The 17,251-nt window shown below is 70.1% G+C and carries 17 protein-coding genes, 1 tRNA gene and 1 pseudogene; 11 read left to right on the top strand and 8 right to left on the bottom strand.

The window, feature by feature from the left end; genetic code table 11:
* From JWR86_RS15990 to JWR86_RS15975, 4 genes and pseudogenes are all read left to right on the top strand, one after another.
* The coding region (locus JWR86_RS15990; protein ID WP_299567355.1) for a hypothetical protein at window positions 1-520 on the top strand (520 nt) is incomplete at its 5' end.
* Between the two features lie 73 nt (window positions 521-593).
* Window positions 594-1,001: pseudogene (locus tag JWR86_RS15985) on the top strand (NADH:ubiquinone oxidoreductase subunit NDUFA12); the annotation flags it as partial.
* A gap of 139 nt (window positions 1,002-1,140) precedes the next feature.
* Complete coding sequence (locus JWR86_RS15980; protein ID WP_299567354.1) at window positions 1,141-1,431, top strand: cupin domain-containing protein; 291 nt, start codon at window positions 1,141-1,143, stop codon at window positions 1,429-1,431.
* A 35-nt stretch (window positions 1,432-1,466) separates the two neighbouring features.
* A complete protein-coding gene (locus JWR86_RS15975; protein ID WP_299567353.1) occupies window positions 1,467-2,081 on the top strand; it encodes a DUF2155 domain-containing protein in 615 nt (204 codons plus the stop codon).
* Between the two features lie 26 nt (window positions 2,082-2,107).
* Here the strand turns inward: JWR86_RS15975 and aat are convergent, their stop codons facing one another.
* Window positions 2,108-2,779 carry a leucyl/phenylalanyl-tRNA--protein transferase gene (gene aat / locus JWR86_RS15970; protein ID WP_299567352.1) on the bottom strand — a complete coding sequence of 224 codons (672 nt, stop codon included), beginning with the start codon at window positions 2,777-2,779 and terminating at the stop codon, window positions 2,108-2,110.
* Window positions 2,780-2,981: 202 nt separating this feature from the next.
* Between aat and JWR86_RS15965 the strand changes: the two genes are divergently transcribed.
* A complete protein-coding gene (locus tag JWR86_RS15965) occupies window positions 2,982-3,917 on the top strand; it encodes a hypothetical protein (RefSeq protein WP_299567351.1) in 936 nt (311 codons plus the stop codon).
* A 16-nt stretch (window positions 3,918-3,933) separates the two neighbouring features.
* On the opposite strand, the gene JWR86_RS15960 is transcribed toward JWR86_RS15965, so the two are convergent.
* The gene (locus JWR86_RS15960; protein ID WP_299567350.1) at window positions 3,934-4,404 is read right to left on the bottom strand and encodes a DUF202 domain-containing protein; all 471 of its coding nucleotides are present in this window, start codon (window positions 4,402-4,404) and stop codon (window positions 3,934-3,936) included.
* 141 nt (window positions 4,405-4,545) lie between these two features.
* Window positions 4,546-4,788, bottom strand: coding sequence for a hypothetical protein (locus JWR86_RS15955; protein WP_299567349.1), 243 nt, complete (start codon window positions 4,786-4,788; stop codon window positions 4,546-4,548).
* 193 nt (window positions 4,789-4,981) lie between these two features.
* Here JWR86_RS15955 and JWR86_RS15950 point away from each other — a divergent pair, with 193 nt between their 5' ends.
* Window positions 4,982-5,536: a formyltransferase family protein gene (locus tag JWR86_RS15950; protein WP_299567347.1), complete on the top strand. Its 555-nt coding sequence runs from the start codon at window positions 4,982-4,984 to the stop codon at window positions 5,534-5,536.
* 141 nt (window positions 5,537-5,677) lie between these two features.
* Here the strand turns inward: JWR86_RS15950 and JWR86_RS15945 are convergent, their stop codons facing one another.
* The 3 genes from JWR86_RS15945 to JWR86_RS15935 all read right to left on the bottom strand — a co-directional run bounded on the left by JWR86_RS15945 (window position 5,678) and on the right by JWR86_RS15935 (window position 9,535).
* Complete coding sequence (locus tag JWR86_RS15945) at window positions 5,678-7,543, bottom strand: ATP-binding protein (protein ID WP_299567346.1); 1,866 nt, start codon at window positions 7,541-7,543, stop codon at window positions 5,678-5,680.
* Window positions 7,473-8,633: an FIST N-terminal domain-containing protein gene (locus JWR86_RS15940; RefSeq protein WP_299567345.1), complete on the bottom strand. Its 1,161-nt coding sequence runs from the start codon at window positions 8,631-8,633 to the stop codon at window positions 7,473-7,475. Before JWR86_RS15940 ends, JWR86_RS15945 begins: the two co-directional genes overlap by 71 nt.
* 817 nt (window positions 8,634-9,450) lie before the next feature.
* A tRNA-Leu gene (locus tag JWR86_RS15935) sits at window positions 9,451-9,535 on the bottom strand.
* 165 nt (window positions 9,536-9,700) lie between these two features.
* On the opposite strand from JWR86_RS15935, the gene JWR86_RS15930 reads away from it, so the two are divergent.
* A complete protein-coding gene (locus tag JWR86_RS15930) occupies window positions 9,701-10,117 on the top strand; it encodes a L,D-transpeptidase (protein WP_299567344.1) in 417 nt (138 codons plus the stop codon).
* 190 nt (window positions 10,118-10,307) lie between these two features.
* Complete coding sequence (gene gyrB / locus JWR86_RS15925) at window positions 10,308-12,749, top strand: DNA topoisomerase (ATP-hydrolyzing) subunit B (RefSeq protein ID WP_299567343.1); 2,442 nt, start codon at window positions 10,308-10,310, stop codon at window positions 12,747-12,749.
* On the opposite strand, the gene JWR86_RS15920 is transcribed toward gyrB, so the two are convergent.
* Window positions 12,710-13,474: a hypothetical protein gene (locus tag JWR86_RS15920; protein WP_299567341.1), complete on the bottom strand. Its 765-nt coding sequence runs from the start codon at window positions 13,472-13,474 to the stop codon at window positions 12,710-12,712. The two genes, gyrB and JWR86_RS15920, sit on opposite strands and share 40 nt — an antisense overlap.
* A 212-nt stretch (window positions 13,475-13,686) precedes the next feature.
* Here JWR86_RS15920 and recQ point away from each other — a divergent pair, with 212 nt between their 5' ends.
* The 3 genes from recQ (at window position 13,687) to JWR86_RS15905 (ending at window position 16,955) form a co-directional block, all read left to right on the top strand.
* Window positions 13,687-15,624, top strand: coding sequence for a DNA helicase RecQ (gene recQ, locus JWR86_RS15915; RefSeq protein WP_299567340.1), 1,938 nt, complete (start codon window positions 13,687-13,689; stop codon window positions 15,622-15,624).
* On the top strand, window positions 15,621-16,226 hold the full coding sequence (locus tag JWR86_RS15910) for a cell wall hydrolase (RefSeq protein WP_299567339.1): 606 nt from the start codon (window positions 15,621-15,623) through the stop codon (window positions 16,224-16,226). Before recQ ends, JWR86_RS15910 begins: the two co-directional genes overlap by 4 nt.
* A 111-nt stretch (window positions 16,227-16,337) precedes the next feature.
* Window positions 16,338-16,955, top strand: a complete 618-nt coding sequence (locus JWR86_RS15905) for a cysteine hydrolase (protein ID WP_299567338.1) — start codon at window positions 16,338-16,340, stop codon at window positions 16,953-16,955.
* Here the strand turns inward: JWR86_RS15905 and JWR86_RS15900 are convergent.
* Window positions 16,952-17,251: M20/M25/M40 family metallo-hydrolase (locus JWR86_RS15900; RefSeq protein ID WP_299567336.1), on the bottom strand; the 300-nt coding region annotated here is incomplete at its 5' end. The two genes, JWR86_RS15905 and JWR86_RS15900, sit on opposite strands and share 4 nt — an antisense overlap.

Below are 17,251 nucleotides of genomic sequence, written 5' to 3'. Positions count from 1 at the left end.
GCTCTGGGACGCGCGCGAACCCGACCAGCGGGCGCTCGGCCCGGGGCCGCAGGTGGCGGAGCTGCGGCGTTTGCTCCAGGGGACGCCCGGGGAGGTGTTTTGGGCCGGTGGCGACATCGAGCCGTGGTTCTGGGCCGGGCGCCCGGCCTTCGCCAGCCTTCTGCAAAAAGGGCCCGCCCTGTTCTCCCGGCCGCTGGCCCTCGAATGGAAGAGCCGCGTCGACGCCCTGCTCGCAGCCGGATTGCTGCGCCCGGCCGACCTGCGGGGCTGGGACCGGGACGCCCATCAGCCGGAGGACGTCGTCCTGTCCGCCGGCGCCGTGACAGCCTTCTGCGGCGATGCCCGCCGCCCGGCCGCGATCGTCACCCCGGGGGATCAACGGGCCGCCGCGCCCGAGGGGTATCCGGCGCGGCTCTGGACGAGCCCGGCGCCGTCCGGGCGACTGACCTTGGTGGACGGCCGCTTCCGCTGGCGGGTCGACACCGCGTTCACCGTGATCCTCTGCCGCCCGCCGGCCTGAGGCTGGGGACGGCGCGTGCATCCGCGCCTGGACAGCCGGCCGGGATCGGCCTATCCGAGCCAGCGGATATGCCATGAAGCTGATCGATTTCCTGACCCGCACCTTCACCTGGTGGAACGGCCAGACCTGGGGCACCTACTGGTACACCCGGCGGCACGGCTCCCATGTGGGGACCGACGAATTCGGCAACGTGTATTACCGGGCCATGGGGCCGGTGATTGACCCGTCCGTCGGGCCGGAGCGCCGGTGGGTCATCTATGCCGGGGAGGCCGAGCCGTCCCGCATCCCGCCCTCCTGGCGCGGGTGGCTCGCCCACACCGTCGACGTGCCGCCGTCGGAAGAGAGCTACGTGCCCCGCGACTGGCAGCTCGGCCACCTCCCCAACATGACCGGCACCGCGCAGGCCTATCGGCCGCAGGGCTCGACCCGAGCCTCCGGTCGTCGCCCCCCGGCGACCGGCGACTATGTCGCCTGGTCGCCCGACGGCGCCTTGTCGTCCGGGCACGACCGTGAGGGGCTCTCCCCGGACGGCCGCGACGTGCCGAAAGCCAGGGCCCATCCTGGCACGCACGGCCAGGCCCTGGACCTCCAGAAGCACAGCGGCTGACCGGGAGAGCACCATGACGCGGCCCAAGGCGGAACCCGAGGTCCTCGTCGACAACGACAAGGTTGCGGTGACGAAGTGGAGCTTCGCCGAGGGGGCGGAGACGGGCTGGCACCGACACGGACACGATTACGTCGTCGTTCCGCTGGCCGACGGCAAGCTGATCCTCGAGGAACCGGGCGGCGGCGTGCACGAGGCGCCGCTCGGCTTCGCCAAGCCTTACTTTCGTCCCGAGGGGGTGGAACACAACGTCGTCAACGGCTCCGGTGGCCCGTTCGCGTTCCTCGAGATCGAGATCAAGCGCTAGGGCCGTCCCGGGCAGAAGCACACGACAGCAGGCCCATGCGCATCCGCTCTTCCAGGCTCTTCGCTCTGACGCTCGCCGGCATCTGCCTCAGCGGGCCGGCGCTTGCCGACAAGATCAAGAACCCGACCGCCATCTTCAACGGGCTCGACAAGATCACCGGTCGGATCATCTCGTTTGAGGTGGCCGTCGACGAGACGGTGCAGTTCGGCGCCCTGCAGATCACCCCGAAGGTCTGCTTCTCGCGCCCGCCGACCGAAAGCCCGCAGACGGACGCCTTTCTCGAGGTCGACGAGGTCACGCTCGACAACCAGTACCGGCGCATCTTCTCCGGCTGGATGTTCGCGGCGAGCCCCGGCCTGCACGGGATCGAGCACGCCGTCTACGACGTCTGGCTGACCGAGTGCAAAGGCGGCACCGCGGTCATTGCCGACAAGAAGGATGACGAGCCGCCCGTCACCACGGCGCAGCAGCCCGCCCGGCGCGGGACCACCGGCGGCCGCACGGCCCGCCGCAACTCCCAGGGGCAGATCGACGTGGACGCGCCGCGCGGGGTCGAGGTGCGGCCGAGCCAGCAGCCGAGCCGCCGATTCTACCCGACGAACCAGGGCCAGCCGCAAGGGCAGTACGGCGGGTTCAACCCGGGCCGGTAGGCCTGGACCCCGGCCGCGGGGCCGGGTCAGGCTCCGCCGCGCAACGCCTGCAGCGCCTCGCCTCCGCTCACCGCCCTCCCCTGGGGCCACGACCACCATTCCGCCTCGGCCGCAACCGCGGCCGCGAGGTCTCCGGCATAGTGCCGGCGCGCCACCTCGACGGCGCCGAGCGTGGCGAGGTGGTCCGTCACGAATTGCGCGTCCAGCAGCAGGAAACCGCCCCGCCGCAGCCGGGCGGCGAGATGGACGAAAGCCACCTTGGAAGCGTCGCGGGCGCGGTGAAACATCGATTCGCCGAAGAAGGCCGCCCCGAGGCTGATGCCGTAGAGCCCGCCGACGAGCCGTCCGGCCTGCCAGCACTCGACGGTGTGGCAATAGCCGAGATCGAACAGGGCCCCGTAGAGATCGCGGATGCGCCGGTTGATCCAGGTTCGGCCGCGGCCGTTCTCCGGCGAGGCGCAGCCGGCGATCACCGCTTCGAAATCCGTGTCGACCCGGATCTCGAAGACGTCCTGCCGGACGGTCCGGGCGAGTCGACGCGGGATGTGCAGGGCATCAAGCGGAAAGACGCCACGCTGCTGCGGCTCGACCCAGTAGATGCCCGGGTCGTCGGCACCCTCCGCCATCGGAAAGATGCCGGCCGCATAGGCCCGGAGCAGGATTTCCGGCGTGATCTCGATGCGCTGGTGGTCGGCCATGCTCGACCCATGGTCCAGGCGGGCCCGGGGTGCCGCGCCCTCTTCGGCGCATCGTCTCGCACGTTCGCGCCGGCCTTGCACCCGGGATCCGGCCCAAGGCCGGGGCGGCCCGCAAGCTTGGCCGTTTGACCGGCCGAGCCCGGTCCGGCAACGTGGCGTCGCGCCCGCGGCGAAACCGCCCGGCGGCGGGGCGGGGCGAACATTGCACACGATCGGCTGCGACGTCGCCGTGATCATCTACAGCCGCGGTCGGGAGACATGCCTCAGGCGGCTGCTCGCCGATCTCGCGCACCATTACCGGCCGGCGCTCCTCTGCGAGGGCCTGTCCTGCTGCATCTGGGTCTACGCGCAAGGGTACGGACCCGCGGTGCTGGCCTCGCTGGAGGGGGACTTCGCCGGGCTGATCGCGGCCCAGGGCCTGGTGATCGTGCCGGCGGCGCGCCCGCACCGCTGCATCGGCGAGGTCGCGGCGGCGGCGTTCACGGCCGTCCATGCGGGCTGCAGCTACCGGCTCGCCATGCTGATGGACGACGACAGCACCTACACGGCCGACCCCGAGATCGACCTGAACCTGCGCCGCGCGGCCCGCCGCTTCCTCGACCAGCGGCACCGCGCCTATTCGGTCAAGCTTGGGGCCGCTCGGGCGCTGGATTTTCAGCCCTTCGTGGCCGGGGCCTCGCCCATCATGCCCTTCAAGGAGAAGATGCTCTGGCTTCGCCGCGACGTGCTGGAGGAGGTGCTGCACCTGCCGGGCTTCGCGGAGCTCAGCATCGGCGAGGACGCCGTGATCGCCGCCCTCGCCTGGCGGGCAGATCCGCTGAGCTGCTTTGCGGTCTCCGGCCTCGCCACCTTTCTCCACCTGAGCTTCGAGGGGCCCGGAGAGCCAGCCGAGGTCGAGATCGGCGGCGGTTATGCCGAACTCGTCGGCCACGGCTCGACCGATCCCGGCACGAAATACGACCGGGCCCTGCGCAGCGGCGTGACGCCCTACCACGTCCTGCCGGACCTTTTCGTGCCCGAAAGCCATCCACATTACGCGTTCAACGGGATCCGCGACGACGTCGCGAGCGCCCTTCAGCGGGTGGGCGGCCGGTCTCCGATCCTCGCCTGTGGGGCGTTCGCCGCGGCAGGACCGTGACCCGGCCGCTCGCTGCTCAGCCTGCCGGCCCGACCCAGAGCCCGACCAGAGCCGTGAGCGCGACGAGCCCGAGAAAGCCGTTCACCACCGCCAGGATCACGGGCGGAATGCGCCGAATGCCAGGTTCGGCCGGCGCGGTGCCGATCACGAGCTGCCGCCAGACCCCGGCGCCGAAACAAAAGGCCGAGAACAACAACAGCACCGTGCCGGTGCCGAGAATCATCCATCCGGGCACGACGCCCGCCAGCAGCTTGTTTGAGCCGATGCCGCTGGCCAGGCCGACGAGCCCGGTCCGGACCCAGGCGGCATAGGTCCGCTCGGCCGCAAACAGGGTGCGGTCGGCGGCGAGTTCGGTCGCCCGTTCCGCCGCGGTCTTGGCCTTCACGGCGGCGCCGGCCGTGGCCTCCGCCGCCCGCTTGGTGGTCTCCGCGTTCTGGGCCAGGCGCCCGTCTGCCTGCGCCAGGCGCCGGTCCACGTCGTCCACCATTCCTGTCCTCCCCCGGCAGGGGTCTCGCTGTGCCCCGGCCTGGCCCAGGCCTAGGCCCGGCCGGTCGGGCCCTGAATAGCAGGGAAGGCGTTTTGCGCCCCAGCGTCACGCCCGGCCCGGCACGTCGGCCGGGCGGCCCGGTCAATCTGCGTCGGGATCGACGAAGCGCCGTTCGGACCGCTGGCGCATCCGCAGCGCCTCCCGCTGCATTTCCTGGCGGCGCTCGAGCTGTTCCATCCGGTAATCCTGGATCTCGTCCGGATCGAGCCCGGCCAGGTAGGGCGCCACGTAGACCCGGGTGCGGAGCGGCTCGGCCGCTGCGGCCGGGAGGGCGGCCACCGTGGCGGCGGCGGCGGTGGCGAGCGCGAGCAATATCGGTCTCATGCGAAGGCTCCTTCGTTCACGCCAGGATTCAACCCCTCGCGCGCCGAACCGTTTCGGCCCGCGATGTCGCATCCCGGCTCCCGCCGAATGGACCTCGGCAGGCGAGTTGCGGCATGGTGCGGCCGCAATCTGGAGCAAGCGGAATCACGTGATGAAGGTGGCACTCGTCGGGACACGGTGGTTTGGAGCCGAGATGTTCCGCCTGTTGCGGGAGGCGGGCCACGACCTGTCGGTGACCGCAACCAACGGCGAAGATGCGCTGGCCAAGGCGGCCCGGGCGGCGGGCGTGCCGCTGACCGTGCTGGCGGAGCCGCGCCGCGTCGAGGCCTCCGATCTGCCGGCCGACAGCGTCGACGTGCTGGTCGCAGCCCACACCCATGCCTTCGTCAGCAAGGATGCCCGCGCCAAGGCGCGCATCGCCTCGATCGGCTACCACCCGTCGCTGCTGCCGCGCCATCGCGGCATCGCGGCCGTGGAGTGGACCTTGCGCGAAAAGGATCCCATCGCCGGGGGCAGCGTCTACCACCTGTCCGGCGGCATGGATGCGGGTCAGCTCGCGGCGCAGGAATGGTGCTTCGTCTACCCGGACGACGACGCCGGCAGCCTGTGGCGCCGGGCCCTCGCCCCGATGGGCCTGCGGCTCCTGATGAAGGTGGTCGGTGAGATCGAGACGCGCGGCTACGCGGACGCCTTCGACCAGGACCCCCGGGCCGTGACGCTGGCCCCGGTCCTGCAAGCGGCCGAGTAAGGCCGACCCGGGACGACCGAAACGGAGCTCGGGCCCGCCTGACGGAGGCGGGTCCGGAGCACCCGGCTGCCTGTGGTGCGAAGCGCCGGTCCCGAAAGCAGCCGTGTGACCGCTCCCAAGCCGGGCGGGGGCTGCTGCGGATCAGAGCCCGTCCAGCACGTCCCTGACCTTCGTTGCCAGGTCGGCATGCGAATACGGTTTCGCGATCAGTTGCACGCCGGCGTCCAGCCGCCCGTGGTGGACGATCGCGTTACGCGAATAGCCCGTGGTGAACAAAACCTTGATCCATGGCCGGAGCGCCCGCGCGTCCCGGGCGAGGCGCTCCCCATTCAGGCCGTTCGGCAGCACCACGTCGGTGAACAGCAAGTCCACAGCGGTCTGCCGTTCCAGCACCCGCAGCGCTGAGGGACCGTCCTGTGCCTCGATGACCTGATACCCGAGCTCCCGCAGCGTCTCCACGGAGTAGGCCCGAACGTCCTCGTCGTCCTCGACGACGAGGATGGTCTCCTGTCCCCCGCCCTCCGAGTTCATGTTCAGCTCGGAAACATCCTCCTCGCACCTGCCCCCGATCAGGCGCGGCAGGTAGATCCTCACCGTCGTGCCCACGCCCGGCTCGGAATAGATGTTGACGTGGCCTCCGGACTGCTTGGCGAAGCCGTAGACCATGCTGAGCCCCAGGCCGGTGCCTTTCCCGACCTCCTTCGTCGTGAAGAAGGGTTCGAAAACGCGCTCCGCCGTTTCCCGGTCCATGCCGACGCCTGTGTCCGACACGGAGATCGCGACGTACTGACCCGGACGCACCTCGGCGTGCGCCCTCGCATATGCCTCATCGAGCATCGTGTTGGCGGTTTCGATCGTGAGCTTGCCGCCTTCCGGCATGGCGTCCCGCGCATTGACGGCGAGGTTCAGCACCGCGTTTTCCAACTGGTTGCCATCCGCCTCGACCGGCCATAGCCCCGCCGCCACGACGGTCTCGACGGCAACGGTTTCCCCGAGCGAGCGGTGCAGAAGATCCGACATGCCCGACACAAGCGCGTTGACGTTGATCCGCTTGGGGTCGAGGGGCTGCCGGCGCGAGAACGCCAGAAGGCGCTGGGTCAGCGTGGCCGCCCTGCGGGCCCCTTTCATCGCATTGTCGGCGGAGCGACGGAGCCGGGTGGCATCCTCCGGCAGGTTCCTCTGCAGGATGTCCAGGTTGCCCACGACGACCTGAAGGAGGTTGTTGAAATCGTGCGCGATGCCGCCGGTGAGCTGTCCGACCGCCTCCATCTTCTGAGCTTGCGCGAGGGCAGCTTCGGCCTTGCGCCGCTCCTCCACCTCCGTCTGAAGCTCCCGGGTTCGATCCAGAATGCGCTGTTCAAGGGTCTCGTTGAGCAGCCGTAGCTCCGTGTTCAGACGGGCCGATTCCGACAGAGCTCGTTGCAGTTGGTGGGCCTTGCCGGCGATCTCTCCCCGCGCACCGTCGAGCGCCGTCGCAAGCTCCCGCGCCCGACGGGAGGCATCCTGGGCGGCTCGGGCGTGCCCGGCGGCTTCGAGGCCGGCGCCCTCGGACCGCAGCAGCGCCGAGAGGAGTGGCAGCGCGCCGTCGAGTTCCGCCCTCCGGATCGTCGGCCTGCCTCCGATGAAGATGAGGGCGGTGCGATCCGGCCAGACGTGGACCTCCGCTCTCTCGACGGACGCGGCATCCGGATAGGCGATGTCCGTGGTGAATTCGGCAGCGTCCCGGCAGCGCGCCAGCAGCGTCCGCCAGGTCGGTCCTCCGGGCAACGTTTGCGGGAAGCCGGGGGCCGGCCGCAGGGCCCCCAATTCCCGGTCGGGAATCAGGATGAGCAGCGCACGCGCGCCGACATGCCGAGCAAGCACGTCAGCGTTCTCGCGCCGGCACCCGGGATCAGCCAGCGCGTTGAACAGAATGCGCGCCTCGGTCGACAGCACCCTACTCCGGAAAGACGCAGACCACGGCCGTGCAGTTGTGGAAGCCTTCGAACTGGCCGTCCGCCCGGGCAATCTGACCATGAGTGTTGCAGCCGGCGAGATCGATGCCGCCGAGCTTCTCCGTCACGGCTGCGACCTCCGATCCGAAGCGGTCGCCCAGGCGCAGCCGCGTCGCGACACAGTCGAAAAAGAGAGCGGCCTGGGGTTTGTGCTCTCCGAGCGCCCTCAGCGCGGCATCGCTGGCCCGTTCCGCTGCCGTGATCGCCGAGACCTCAGAGCTGCGCATGATCCGGACAACGCTTCCGACGGGCACCTCCGACGCGCACAGGACCGAGCCGTCCTCGTTGATCGCGAGCGGCACCCGCAGCCGGTAGGCCCCGCCAACCTCGATGCCGAGGATGTTGTGCAGGAAGAACGGGATCGGAGCGTCTCGGTCGATTTTCTGCTCCGTGAGTTCGGCGTGCTCCTGGAACGCCTCCACGGCAGGGAAGCCGTTCAGGCTGATGACCCGCATGCCGTTCGCCTCGGTGACCCGGAAGGCTTCAGCGCAGGGTTCCCAGCCATGGCTCACGCCGATGCCGACCGGCTTGTCGGACAGGATCTCGAGGGCGACCGCCGCATCCGTCAGAACCTGCGTGCCGAAAAAGACCGGGGTGCGGCTGAATTGGGCGTCGTCCCCAGCGCCACCCCCCACGAACTGGTATTGGCCCGCAGTCGCGAGCGTCAGTTCCTCAACCAGCACGTCAGCATGGCCCGCCATGGCGTCGGTCATAACCAGGGCTGAGCGAAAGCTGTGTTTCCTGTCCGAGCGCTCGTCGAACCCGGCCACGATCTGCCGGGCAGCGCTCTTCGGGTTGCGGCTCAGGTCCTGGCCCACGCAGGCCGAAAACCGAATGTCGGGAGCGTAGAAGGCGAGCGCGCACGCCATGCCCCGGCCGCGAACCTCACGGGTGAACTCGCCTGCCGAGGAGGCACCGACGACGACCTCACACGGGCATTCGTCGGCGAAGGAGCTGAGCAGCGCCGAATGGTCGTATTTCGGGGACGCAAACATCACCACCGCGTCCGGCGTCCTGCCCAGGCCCGTACGGACCTTCAGGCCAAGCTCCTGCCCAGCTTCGGAACTCGCTTCAAGGTCGGTGTAGGCAACGGTCGTTTCCATGTCGGCCCTTGCGAAAAGCAGGTAGCTGCCGGGGGTGCGATTCGGACATGCGCGGTAGGCCACCGAGCCTACTCGTCTAGGCCCGTACGGGAACAGTGGCAAACGTCAGACGCGGGCGGGGCAGCACAGACTGAGCCGCCCCATGGTGAAGCTGGCAATTCCAAGCAACGCCGGACAGGCATGGCGAATAACCTGCCAGCGCCTGCGTATGTCCAGCGGAGATGAGGGGCCTATGCTGCGTCAACCTCCGCATGGCTCAAGTTCCGTCTCCGTCTCCGGATACGGAGCCGTGGTCTCCAAAGAGCGTCAGAAATGCCGCAGCATTCATGTCCGCTTCCCCGCCGGCTGGCCTAAAACCAGCCAAACCTCTCACGGCCGGCCCCCGACTGATTAGGGCCGCGGTCGGGACGGGGTCGGAAGCGCGCCCTTCCATGCCCGCCCCAAGAGGCTGAGGCACGAAGCGCCGCGGGCTGGTTGAACCCGGCTTCGGCACGAATGGTGTCCCCCCAAAGGCGATCGGGTCGTCGTCCCCGCCCTCGCAAAGCCCGGGCCGCCGATGTCCGAGAACACGGCAGCCGCGCTACGCCGGATGGGGTCCCGGGCCAACGAGATGACGGCTCACCGGTTCCGGGCCATGGCGAAAGGGGGAATGCTGACGGGCCTCGCCGGGCCGCACGAGGCCGTTCCGCGAAGGCCCAAGGCCCCGCTCCGACCGGCTGCCGGCGTGCAACGTCGAACAGCCGCAAACGGGCGGCGGCTCAGCTCTTCGAGTGTCTGGGAGTCTGTCGTCGCGGGCGAACGTCTGCGAACACCGAATTGGTGCCCAGGAGAGGACTCGAACCTCCACGGCTTGCACCACTGGTACCTGAAACCAGCGCGTCTACCAATTCCGCCACCTGGGCCCGGGCTGGGATCTATGGGGGTTGCCGGGCCGCGTCAACCGTCCACGTTCACCCTGGACGGAAAGGGCGTCGTTTTCAGCCTTTACTTGTGGTGGGGGCAGCGCGAGAACTTCTGCGGGATGCGGACCAACCGAGGCTTCGGCCTCCAGCTTGAGTTCGTTTGCCATGCGTCGGACGACCCTTCTCCTCGCCCTCGGCCTCCTGGTCATGGGCATGGCCCCGGCCACAGCGGGCATCGTGGCCCGCATCAGCAATTCACGGCAGGTGATGCAGGTCTATGTGGACAACAGGCTGGCCTTCACCTGGCCTGTTTCGACCGCGCGCCGGGGCTACGTGACGCCGCCCGGGCGTTACCGCGTGCAGCGCATGCATCAGATGTGGCATTCCCGGACCTACAACATGGCGCCGATGCCCTATTCGCTGTTCTTCCACGGCGGCTACGCCATCCATGGGACATCCGCGGTCGGCCTGCTGGGTCGTCCGGCGAGCCACGGCTGCATCCGGCTGGCCACCGGCAACGCCCGGCGGCTGTTCGGCCTCGTGCAGAGCCGGGGTGGCGGCGACGTGGTCGTGACGTACTGAGGCCCCGGCGCGCCGCTCGCGGCGCGACCCCAAGGCGGACCTTGCGGCCGCCCGGGGCGTCTGCGACGTCACCGTCCGCGGGCGTGCACCCGCCTGCGCGTGTAATCGGCCGCCGGGGTGCTTACATAGGGGCAGAGACGAATCGCGCGTGCCGCGATCCTGCCTGCCTCCCGAAGAGAGACCGCCACGCATGGCCGAAAAGCCGACGCCGGACGCCTATGGCGCCGACTCGATCAAGGTGCTCAAGGGCCTCGACGCCGTCCGCAAGCGGCCGGGGATGTATATCGGCGACACCGACGACGGGTCCGGCCTGCACCACATGGTCTACGAGGTCGTCGACAACGCCATCGACGAAGCGTTGGCGGGCCACGCGACCGAAGTCGGTGTGGTGCTGAACGCGGACGGGTCCTGCACGGTGTCCGACAACGGGCGGGGCATCCCGACCGGCATCCACACGGAGGAAGGCGTCTCGGCGGCCGAGGTCATCATGACCCAGCTCCACGCCGGCGGGAAGTTCAACAACACCGACGAGAGCGGCAACGCCTACAAGGTGTCCGGCGGCCTGCACGGCGTCGGCGTGTCGGTCGTGAACGCCCTGTCGGAATGGCTGCGGCTGCGGATCTGGCGCGACGGCCAGGAGCATTGGATGGAATTCCGCCACGGCGATCCCGTGGCGCCGCTGGCCCTCGTCGGAGAGGCGGGCGACCGCCGCGGCACCGAGGTGAGCTTCCTGCCCTCCTCGGCCACCTTCACGATGGTGGAATTCGATTTCGCCACGCTGGAGAAGCGCCTGCGCGAGCTCGCCTTCCTGAATTCCGGCGTCCGCATCGTCCTCACCGACAAGCGTCACGGCAACATCAGGCGCGAGGAGCTGGTCTATGAGGGCGGCATCGAGGCCTTCGTGCGCTATCTCGACCGCTCCAAGACGGCCCTGCTGGAGAAGCCGGTCGTGGTCCGGTCGGAACGCGACGGCATCGTGGCCGAGGTGGCGCTGTGGTGGAACGATTCGTTCTACGAAAGCGTGCTCTGCTTCACCAACAACATCCCGCAGCGCGACGGCGGGGCGCATCTGACCGGGTTCCGGGGCGCCCTCACCCGGCAGATCACGGGCTATGCCGAGAGTTCCGGCCTCGCCAAGCGCGAGAAGGTGGGCCTCACGGGCGACGATTGCCGCGAGGGCCTGACCGCCATCGTCTCGGTCAAGGTGCCGGATCCCAAATTCTCGTCGCAGACCAAGGACCGGCTCGTCTCCTCCGAGGTGCGGCCGGTGGTCGAGAGCATCCTCAACGAGGGGCTGTCGACCTGGCTCGAGGAGCACCCGGCCGAGGCCCAGAAGGTGGTCGGCAAGGTGGTGCAATCGGCCAAGGCCCGCGAGGCGGCCCGCAAGGCGCGCGAAATCGTCCGCAAGGACCCGCTCGGGGTCGCTTCCCTGCCGGGCAAGCTCGCCGATTGCTCGGAGCGCGACCCGGCCAAGTCCGAATTGCTGCTGGTCGAGGGCGATTCCGCCGGCGGCTCCGCCAAGCAGGGCCGCGACCGCTCGTTCCAGGCGGTGCTGCCGCTGCGCGGCAAGATCCTGAACGTGGAGCGGGTGCAGTTCGAGCGGATGCTGTCATCCGACCAGATCGGCACGCTGATCACGGCGCTCGGGGCCGGGATCGGCCGGGGTGACGGGCCCAATGCCTTCAACCCCGACAAACTGCGCTACCACCGCATCATCATCATGACCGATGCCGACGTGGACGGGTCGCATATCCGCACCCTGCTGCTGACCTTCTTCTTCCGCCAGATGCCGGAGCTGATCGAGCGCGGGCACCTCTACATCGCCCAGCCGCCACTCTACAAAGTGGCCCGCGGCAAGAACGCGAATTATCTGAAGGACGAGCGCGCGCTCGAGGACTTCCTGGTCGATGCCGGGACGGAGGGCGCAGTGCTGCGCCTGTCCTCCGGGGCCGAGTTCGCCGGCCCGCAATTGCGCGCCCTGATCGATGAGTCGCGCCTGGTGCGCCAGGTGCTCGGCTCCCTGCACAGCCGCTACGACCGCACCATCGTGGAGCAGGCCGCCATCGTGGGCGCGCTCGATCCGGAGGTGGCGGAGGATCCCGACCGGGCCAACCCGGCCGCCGCCCGGCTTGCCGCCCGGCTGGACGTGCTGGCCGAGGATTTCGAACACGGCTGGGGCGGTGAGGCCCAGGACGGGGGCTACGTGCTGGTCCGCACCCTGCGCGGCGTCACGCAGGCGGCCCATCTCGATTCCGTTTTGATCAGCTCCCAGGAGGCGCGGCGGCTGCACGAGCGCAGCGCGGCCCTGGCCGAGATCTATGGCGGCGGCGCGCTGCTGATCCGGAAGTCCGACGAGGTGCCGATCCACGGTCCCCTGTCGCTGTTCGACGCCGTGACCACGGTCGGCCGCAAGGGCCTCCAGCTCCAGCGCTACAAGGGCCTTGGCGAGATGACCGCGCAGCAGCTCTGGGAAACGACGCTCGACCGCAACGTCCGGTCGCTGCTCCAGGTCAAGGTCAAGGATTCGGTGGATGCCGGCGACCTGTTCGTGAAGCTGATGGGCGACGTGGTCGAACCGCGCCGCGAGTTCATTCAGGAAAACGCGCTCTCGGTCGCCAACCTGGACGTCTGACCCCGGTAAACCCCGCGGCCCGCCGGGAGGGCCGCGGCCCGGCGCCGCTGCGGCGGCAGCCGGGCGAGCCGGTCCGGCAGGTCGGCCGAGTCCACGAAATCCGTCGCCACGCCGGCCGCGATCAGACGCTCGCGCTCCGGATACCACATGTCGGATGAGGGCACGCGGACCGCCTCCGCGGCGAAATCGGGGGCGATGCCGGCGGCCACATAGGCCTGCCGCTCCTGCTCGGCCGAGACCTCGACAGGCTGGCTGCCGGTTTCGTCCCACTCCCAGGGCGCGTGAAAGCCGAGGCGGCCCGAGCTCGCGACGAGCCTCTCGCGGCCCCGCACAAAGACCAGGGTGCAGGCCGACAGGCACCCGTCCGGGACATAGGTGGACAGGCCGAGCGCGGCCACCGTGTCCCCCATCTGCTCCGCCTCGTCGACCAGGCCGCCGTCGCTGGACAGCGAGAGCAGCCTGACCTCCGGATGCGCCCGCAGCAGCTGGCGCAGGTGATGCGCCGTGCCCTCACCGATCTCGCCCCGGAGGCGGATCTCGATCCTGGAGGCGAGTTCGAGGCGGGCCGGCCCCGCCGCATGCGGCAGGCCGGGACCTTCCGCCATCCAGACGGCTACCAGGGCGCCGCAGACGGCGGCGACCAGCAGCGCCGCCACGGCGATCGCAGCCAGCGTGGCAGGGGCGAAGAGCCGCTTCAGCGGTCCCGGCTTGGCGGAGGGCAGCATGGCGATCCCCGTGATCGGGCGAGAATTGCCCGGCGGCGGGGCCGGCGCTCCTCACTGCGGCGCTGCGGAGCGCGACGGACCCTTCCCTCAACGGCACGAGCCGCCGGCCGACGCCAGGGGCGGCCGCCCCGGTCTCGTCCCGTACCGTCGTCTTTCGAGAAGAAGTCCTCCTGTGTCTTGGGCCGCGCGGGCCGAGCCGGTATGGCGGGGGCATGGCAAGGTTGAACCCGGCCGCCAGCCTCCTTGGGCTGGCCGCCTTCCCCGACGACCTCCCCGGCCCTGCCGGGTCCGCGGCCCGGACCGCCCTCAAGGAGGTGTTCGGCTACGACGAGTTCCGACCCGGCCAGGAGGAGATCGTGGCAGCCATCCTGGCCGGCCAGGACGTGTTCGCCGTGATGCCGACCGGCAGCGGCAAGTCCATGTGCTACCAGCTGCCGGCGGTGGTCGACGGGCAGCTCACCGTCGTGGTGTCGCCCCTGATCGCGCTGATGCGCGATCAGGTGCAGCAATTGCTGGCGCTCGGCGTCGCGGCCGCGACCCTCAACTCCTCCGAAAGCGAGGACGCCCGGCGCGACACTTTCGAGCGGCTGGATGCCGGCGCGCTGCGGCTCCTGTTCCTGTCGCCCGAACGGCTCGGCGCAGGCGGCCTCCCGTCCCGGCTGCGGCGGGCGGGGCTGCGCCGCCTCGTGGTCGACGAGGCGCATTGCGTGTCCCAATGGGGGCATGATTTCCGGCCCGAATACCGCCAGCTCGCCGGCCTGCGCGAGACCCTGGGCGAGGTGCAGGTGCTCGCCTTCACGGCGACCGCGGATTCGGCAACCCGCTCCGACATCGCCCGGCAGCTCTTTCCCCGCCCGCCCCTGACGGTGGTGCACAGTTTCGACCGGCCCAATCTCGGCCTGCGCTTCGAGCCCAAGGAGCGTCCGTCCGAGCGGATCGAGAGTTTCGTGCGCGAGCGGAAGGGCGCGAGCGGGATCGTCTACACGTCCTCACGGGCCGGCGCCGAGCGGCTGGCGACCAGCCTCGCCGGCCGGGGTCACCGCGCCCTCGCCTACCATGCCGGCCTCGAGGCCGGGCTCCGCGACCGCCGCCAGGACACCTTTCTGCAGGAGGACGGGGTCGTCATGGTGGCGACGGTCGCCTTCGGCATGGGCATCAACAAGCCCGATCTGCGCTTCGTCGCCCATGCCGACATGCCGGCCGGGATCGAGAGCTACTACCAGGAGATCGGGCGGGCGGGCCGCGACGGTCTGCCGGCAGACACCCTCACCCTGTACGGCCTCGACGACATGGTCCTGCGCCGCCGGCAGATCGACGAGAAGGACGTCACCGACGAGCGGCGCCGACTGGAGCATCGGCGCCTCGCCGCCATGATCGACCTGTGCGAGGTCGCGACCTGCCGCCGGCAGGGGCTCCTCGCCTATTTCGGCGAAACGTCGGGCCCCTGCGGCTCCTGCGACCTCTGCCTGGCCGGCGATGAGGCCGTGGACATGACCGTCGAGTCCCAGAAAGCGCTGTCGGCGGTGGTCCGCACGGGACAGCGCTTCGGCACCGGGCACCTGGCCGCGATCCTGATCGGTGACGCCACGGAGGCGATCCGGCGCAATGGGCACGACGAGATCAAGACCTTCGGCATCGGCCGCGACCGCGACCGACGCAGCTGGCAGGGCCTGATCCGGCAGCTCTTTGCGGCGGGCGCGCTGGCCGAAGCCAGCGCCGAACATGGCGGGCTGAAGCTGACGGAACGCGGCGAGGCGATCCTGTTCGGCCGCGAGCAAATCGCCTTCCGGCCGCTGGCGAAACCGGCCGCGGGCCAGCGCCGAAGCGACCGGCAGGGCGGCCGCAGCCCCCGTCTCGCCGGGGTGGACGAGGCCGATGCCGGGCTGTTCGAGGCGCTGCGGGCCGTGCGGCTCGACTTCGCCCGGCAGGAGGGCGTGGCCGCCTTCATGGTGTTCCCCGATCGCACGCTGATCGAGATGGCCACGAAACGGCCACGAAGCCCGGCCGAATTGCGGCAGATCGACGGTGTCGGGGATCGCAAGCTGCTGCGCTACGGCGCGGCGTTCCTGGCGGCCATCGCGTCGGACGCAGAGGCCCCTCGCGCAAGGGGGCATGAGGGACCGCCCGACCGGGCTGAGGGAAGATCATGACCCACGGGCAGCATAAACGCGCCCGCCGGCTTGCGGCGGCGACCCTTCTGACCTTAGCGGCCGCCGGCTGCCAGGCGACCAAGCCCGACCTTCTGGCGCTCGGGCCCGCCCCGAAGGTGGTGGCGGTGCCGGGCGCGCCGGACCGGGATTGCCTGACGCGGGCCATGTATTTTGAGGCGCAGCGCTCCGACGACGACGGCCTGCTGGCGGTTGGCACCGTGGTGATGAACAGGCTCGATTCGCCGAACTATCCCGAAACCATCTGCGGCGTGGTCGGTCAGAAGCGGCAATTCGCCGACGGCGTGCTGACCAAGCCCATGCGGCCGAGCGAGCGGGCGCAGGTCGAGAAGGTCGCCGACGCGATCCTGGCCGGCAAGCGCCATGCGGGCGTGCGGTCGGCGCTGCACTTCCACGTGGCCGGGCGGACCTACCGCTATCCGAACATGCACTACCTGGTCGCGACCGGCGGCAACCGCTTCTACGAGAAGACCGACCGCGACGGGAACCGGCCGGGGCCCTTGCCGCGCGCGGTGGTCAAGACGGAGGCCGGGCTTGTGCCGATCCAGGTCGCCACCGCGGCGCCGGAGGACGGCGCGCCGTAGCGCCCCAGCCTCGCGAGCCGTCCGGCGACGGACGGTGGGGCGGCCCGACGCTGCATCCAGGCGCCCGCCATGCGAGACCATCGGCTCCGCAACAGGACGCCCCTGCCCCTCATGTCCGACACAGACGACCTGTCCGAGATCCTGTCCCACAACGCCGTCCATCTCTGCGTCGACATGCAGAACATGTTCGCCCGCGATACGGAGTGGCACACGCCCTGGCTGGAGCGCGTGCTGCCGCGGGTCGTCCGCCTGGTCGAGGCGGCACCGGCCCAGACCATCTTCACCCGCTTCATCCCGGCCCGGAACGCAGAGGAGCGGCAGGGGACCTGGCGCAACTACTACCGGCGCTGGGAGTCGCTGACGCTGGACCGCCTCGCGCCGGAGATGGTGGAGCTCGTGCCCGACCTCGCCCGCTTCGTGCCGCCGGGCCGCGTGGTGGACAAGCGGGTCTATTCACCGTGGTTCCAGCCCGAACTGGCCGAGGGCCTGCGCGCCCGCGAGGTCGGCACGCTGGTCGTGTCAGGGGGCGAGACGGATGTGTGCGTGCTGGCGACCGTGCTGGGCGCTGTCGACCGCGGCTACCGCATCGTGGTCGCCCGCGATGCGCTCTGCTCCTCGTCCGACACCACGCACGATGCCATGATGGCGCTCTACAGCCAGCGCTACGGCCACCAGGTCGACCTGCGCGACACGGCCGAGATCGTCGAGGCCTGGCCGCGGCGCAGCTAGCGCGCCCCCCGGGAAGCGCCGACGGCCAGGGTGCGGGTCTCGGCGAGCCGCGCCAGAAGCGACGCCCCGATCGGCAGAATGGCATCGTCGAACACGTAGGCCGGGTTGTGCACCATGGCCCCGGGCGTCATGCCGAGCCACACATAGGCCCCGGGCACGATGTGCAGCATGTCGGCGAAATCCTCGGATCCCATCATGGGTTCGGAGCTGACGCGAGCAAGATCCGGCCCAACCACTTCGCGGGCGACATCGAGCGCGGCCTGGCTCTGTGCCTCGCCGTTGACCAGCACGCTGAA

Source organism: Enterovirga sp. (assembly GCF_028290205.1).
Lineage (GTDB): Bacteria > Pseudomonadota > Alphaproteobacteria > Rhizobiales > Beijerinckiaceae > Enterovirga.
The sequence above is the reverse complement of the archived record's forward strand: the minus strand, read 5'-3'. Positions and strand labels throughout refer to the sequence as shown.

Excerpts from the sequence above, each read along its gene's own strand:
- JWR86_RS15975 (WP_299567353.1), top strand. The coding sequence starts at position 1,467 with ATGCGCATCCGCTCTTCCAGGCTCTTCGCTCTGACGCTCGCCGGCATC.
- JWR86_RS15980 (WP_299567354.1), top strand. The coding sequence starts at position 1,141 with ATGACGCGGCCCAAGGCGGAACCCGAGGTCCTCGTCGACAACGACAAG.
- JWR86_RS15950 (WP_299567347.1), top strand. The coding sequence starts at position 4,982 with ATGTTCCGCCTGTTGCGGGAGGCGGGCCACGACCTGTCGGTGACCGCA.
- JWR86_RS15955 (WP_299567349.1), bottom strand. The coding sequence starts at position 4,788 with ATGAGACCGATATTGCTCGCGCTCGCCACCGCCGCCGCCGCCACGGTG.
- JWR86_RS15930 (WP_299567344.1), top strand. The coding sequence starts at position 9,701 with ATGCGTCGGACGACCCTTCTCCTCGCCCTCGGCCTCCTGGTCATGGGC.
- JWR86_RS15920 (WP_299567341.1), bottom strand. The coding sequence starts at position 13,474 with ATGCTGCCCTCCGCCAAGCCGGGACCGCTGAAGCGGCTCTTCGCCCCT.
- JWR86_RS15940 (WP_299567345.1), bottom strand. The coding sequence starts at position 8,633 with ATGGAAACGACCGTTGCCTACACCGACCTTGAAGCGAGTTCCGAAGCT.
- JWR86_RS15905 (WP_299567338.1), top strand. The coding sequence starts at position 16,338 with ATGTCCGACACAGACGACCTGTCCGAGATCCTGTCCCACAACGCCGTC.
- gyrB (WP_299567343.1), top strand. The coding sequence starts at position 10,308 with ATGGCCGAAAAGCCGACGCCGGACGCCTATGGCGCCGACTCGATCAAG.
- recQ (WP_299567340.1), top strand. The coding sequence starts at position 13,687 with ATGGCAAGGTTGAACCCGGCCGCCAGCCTCCTTGGGCTGGCCGCCTTC.
- JWR86_RS15960 (WP_299567350.1), bottom strand. The coding sequence starts at position 4,404 with ATGGTGGACGACGTGGACCGGCGCCTGGCGCAGGCAGACGGGCGCCTG.
- JWR86_RS15910 (WP_299567339.1), top strand. The coding sequence starts at position 15,621 with ATGACCCACGGGCAGCATAAACGCGCCCGCCGGCTTGCGGCGGCGACC.
- aat (WP_299567352.1), bottom strand. The coding sequence starts at position 2,779 with ATGGCCGACCACCAGCGCATCGAGATCACGCCGGAAATCCTGCTCCGG.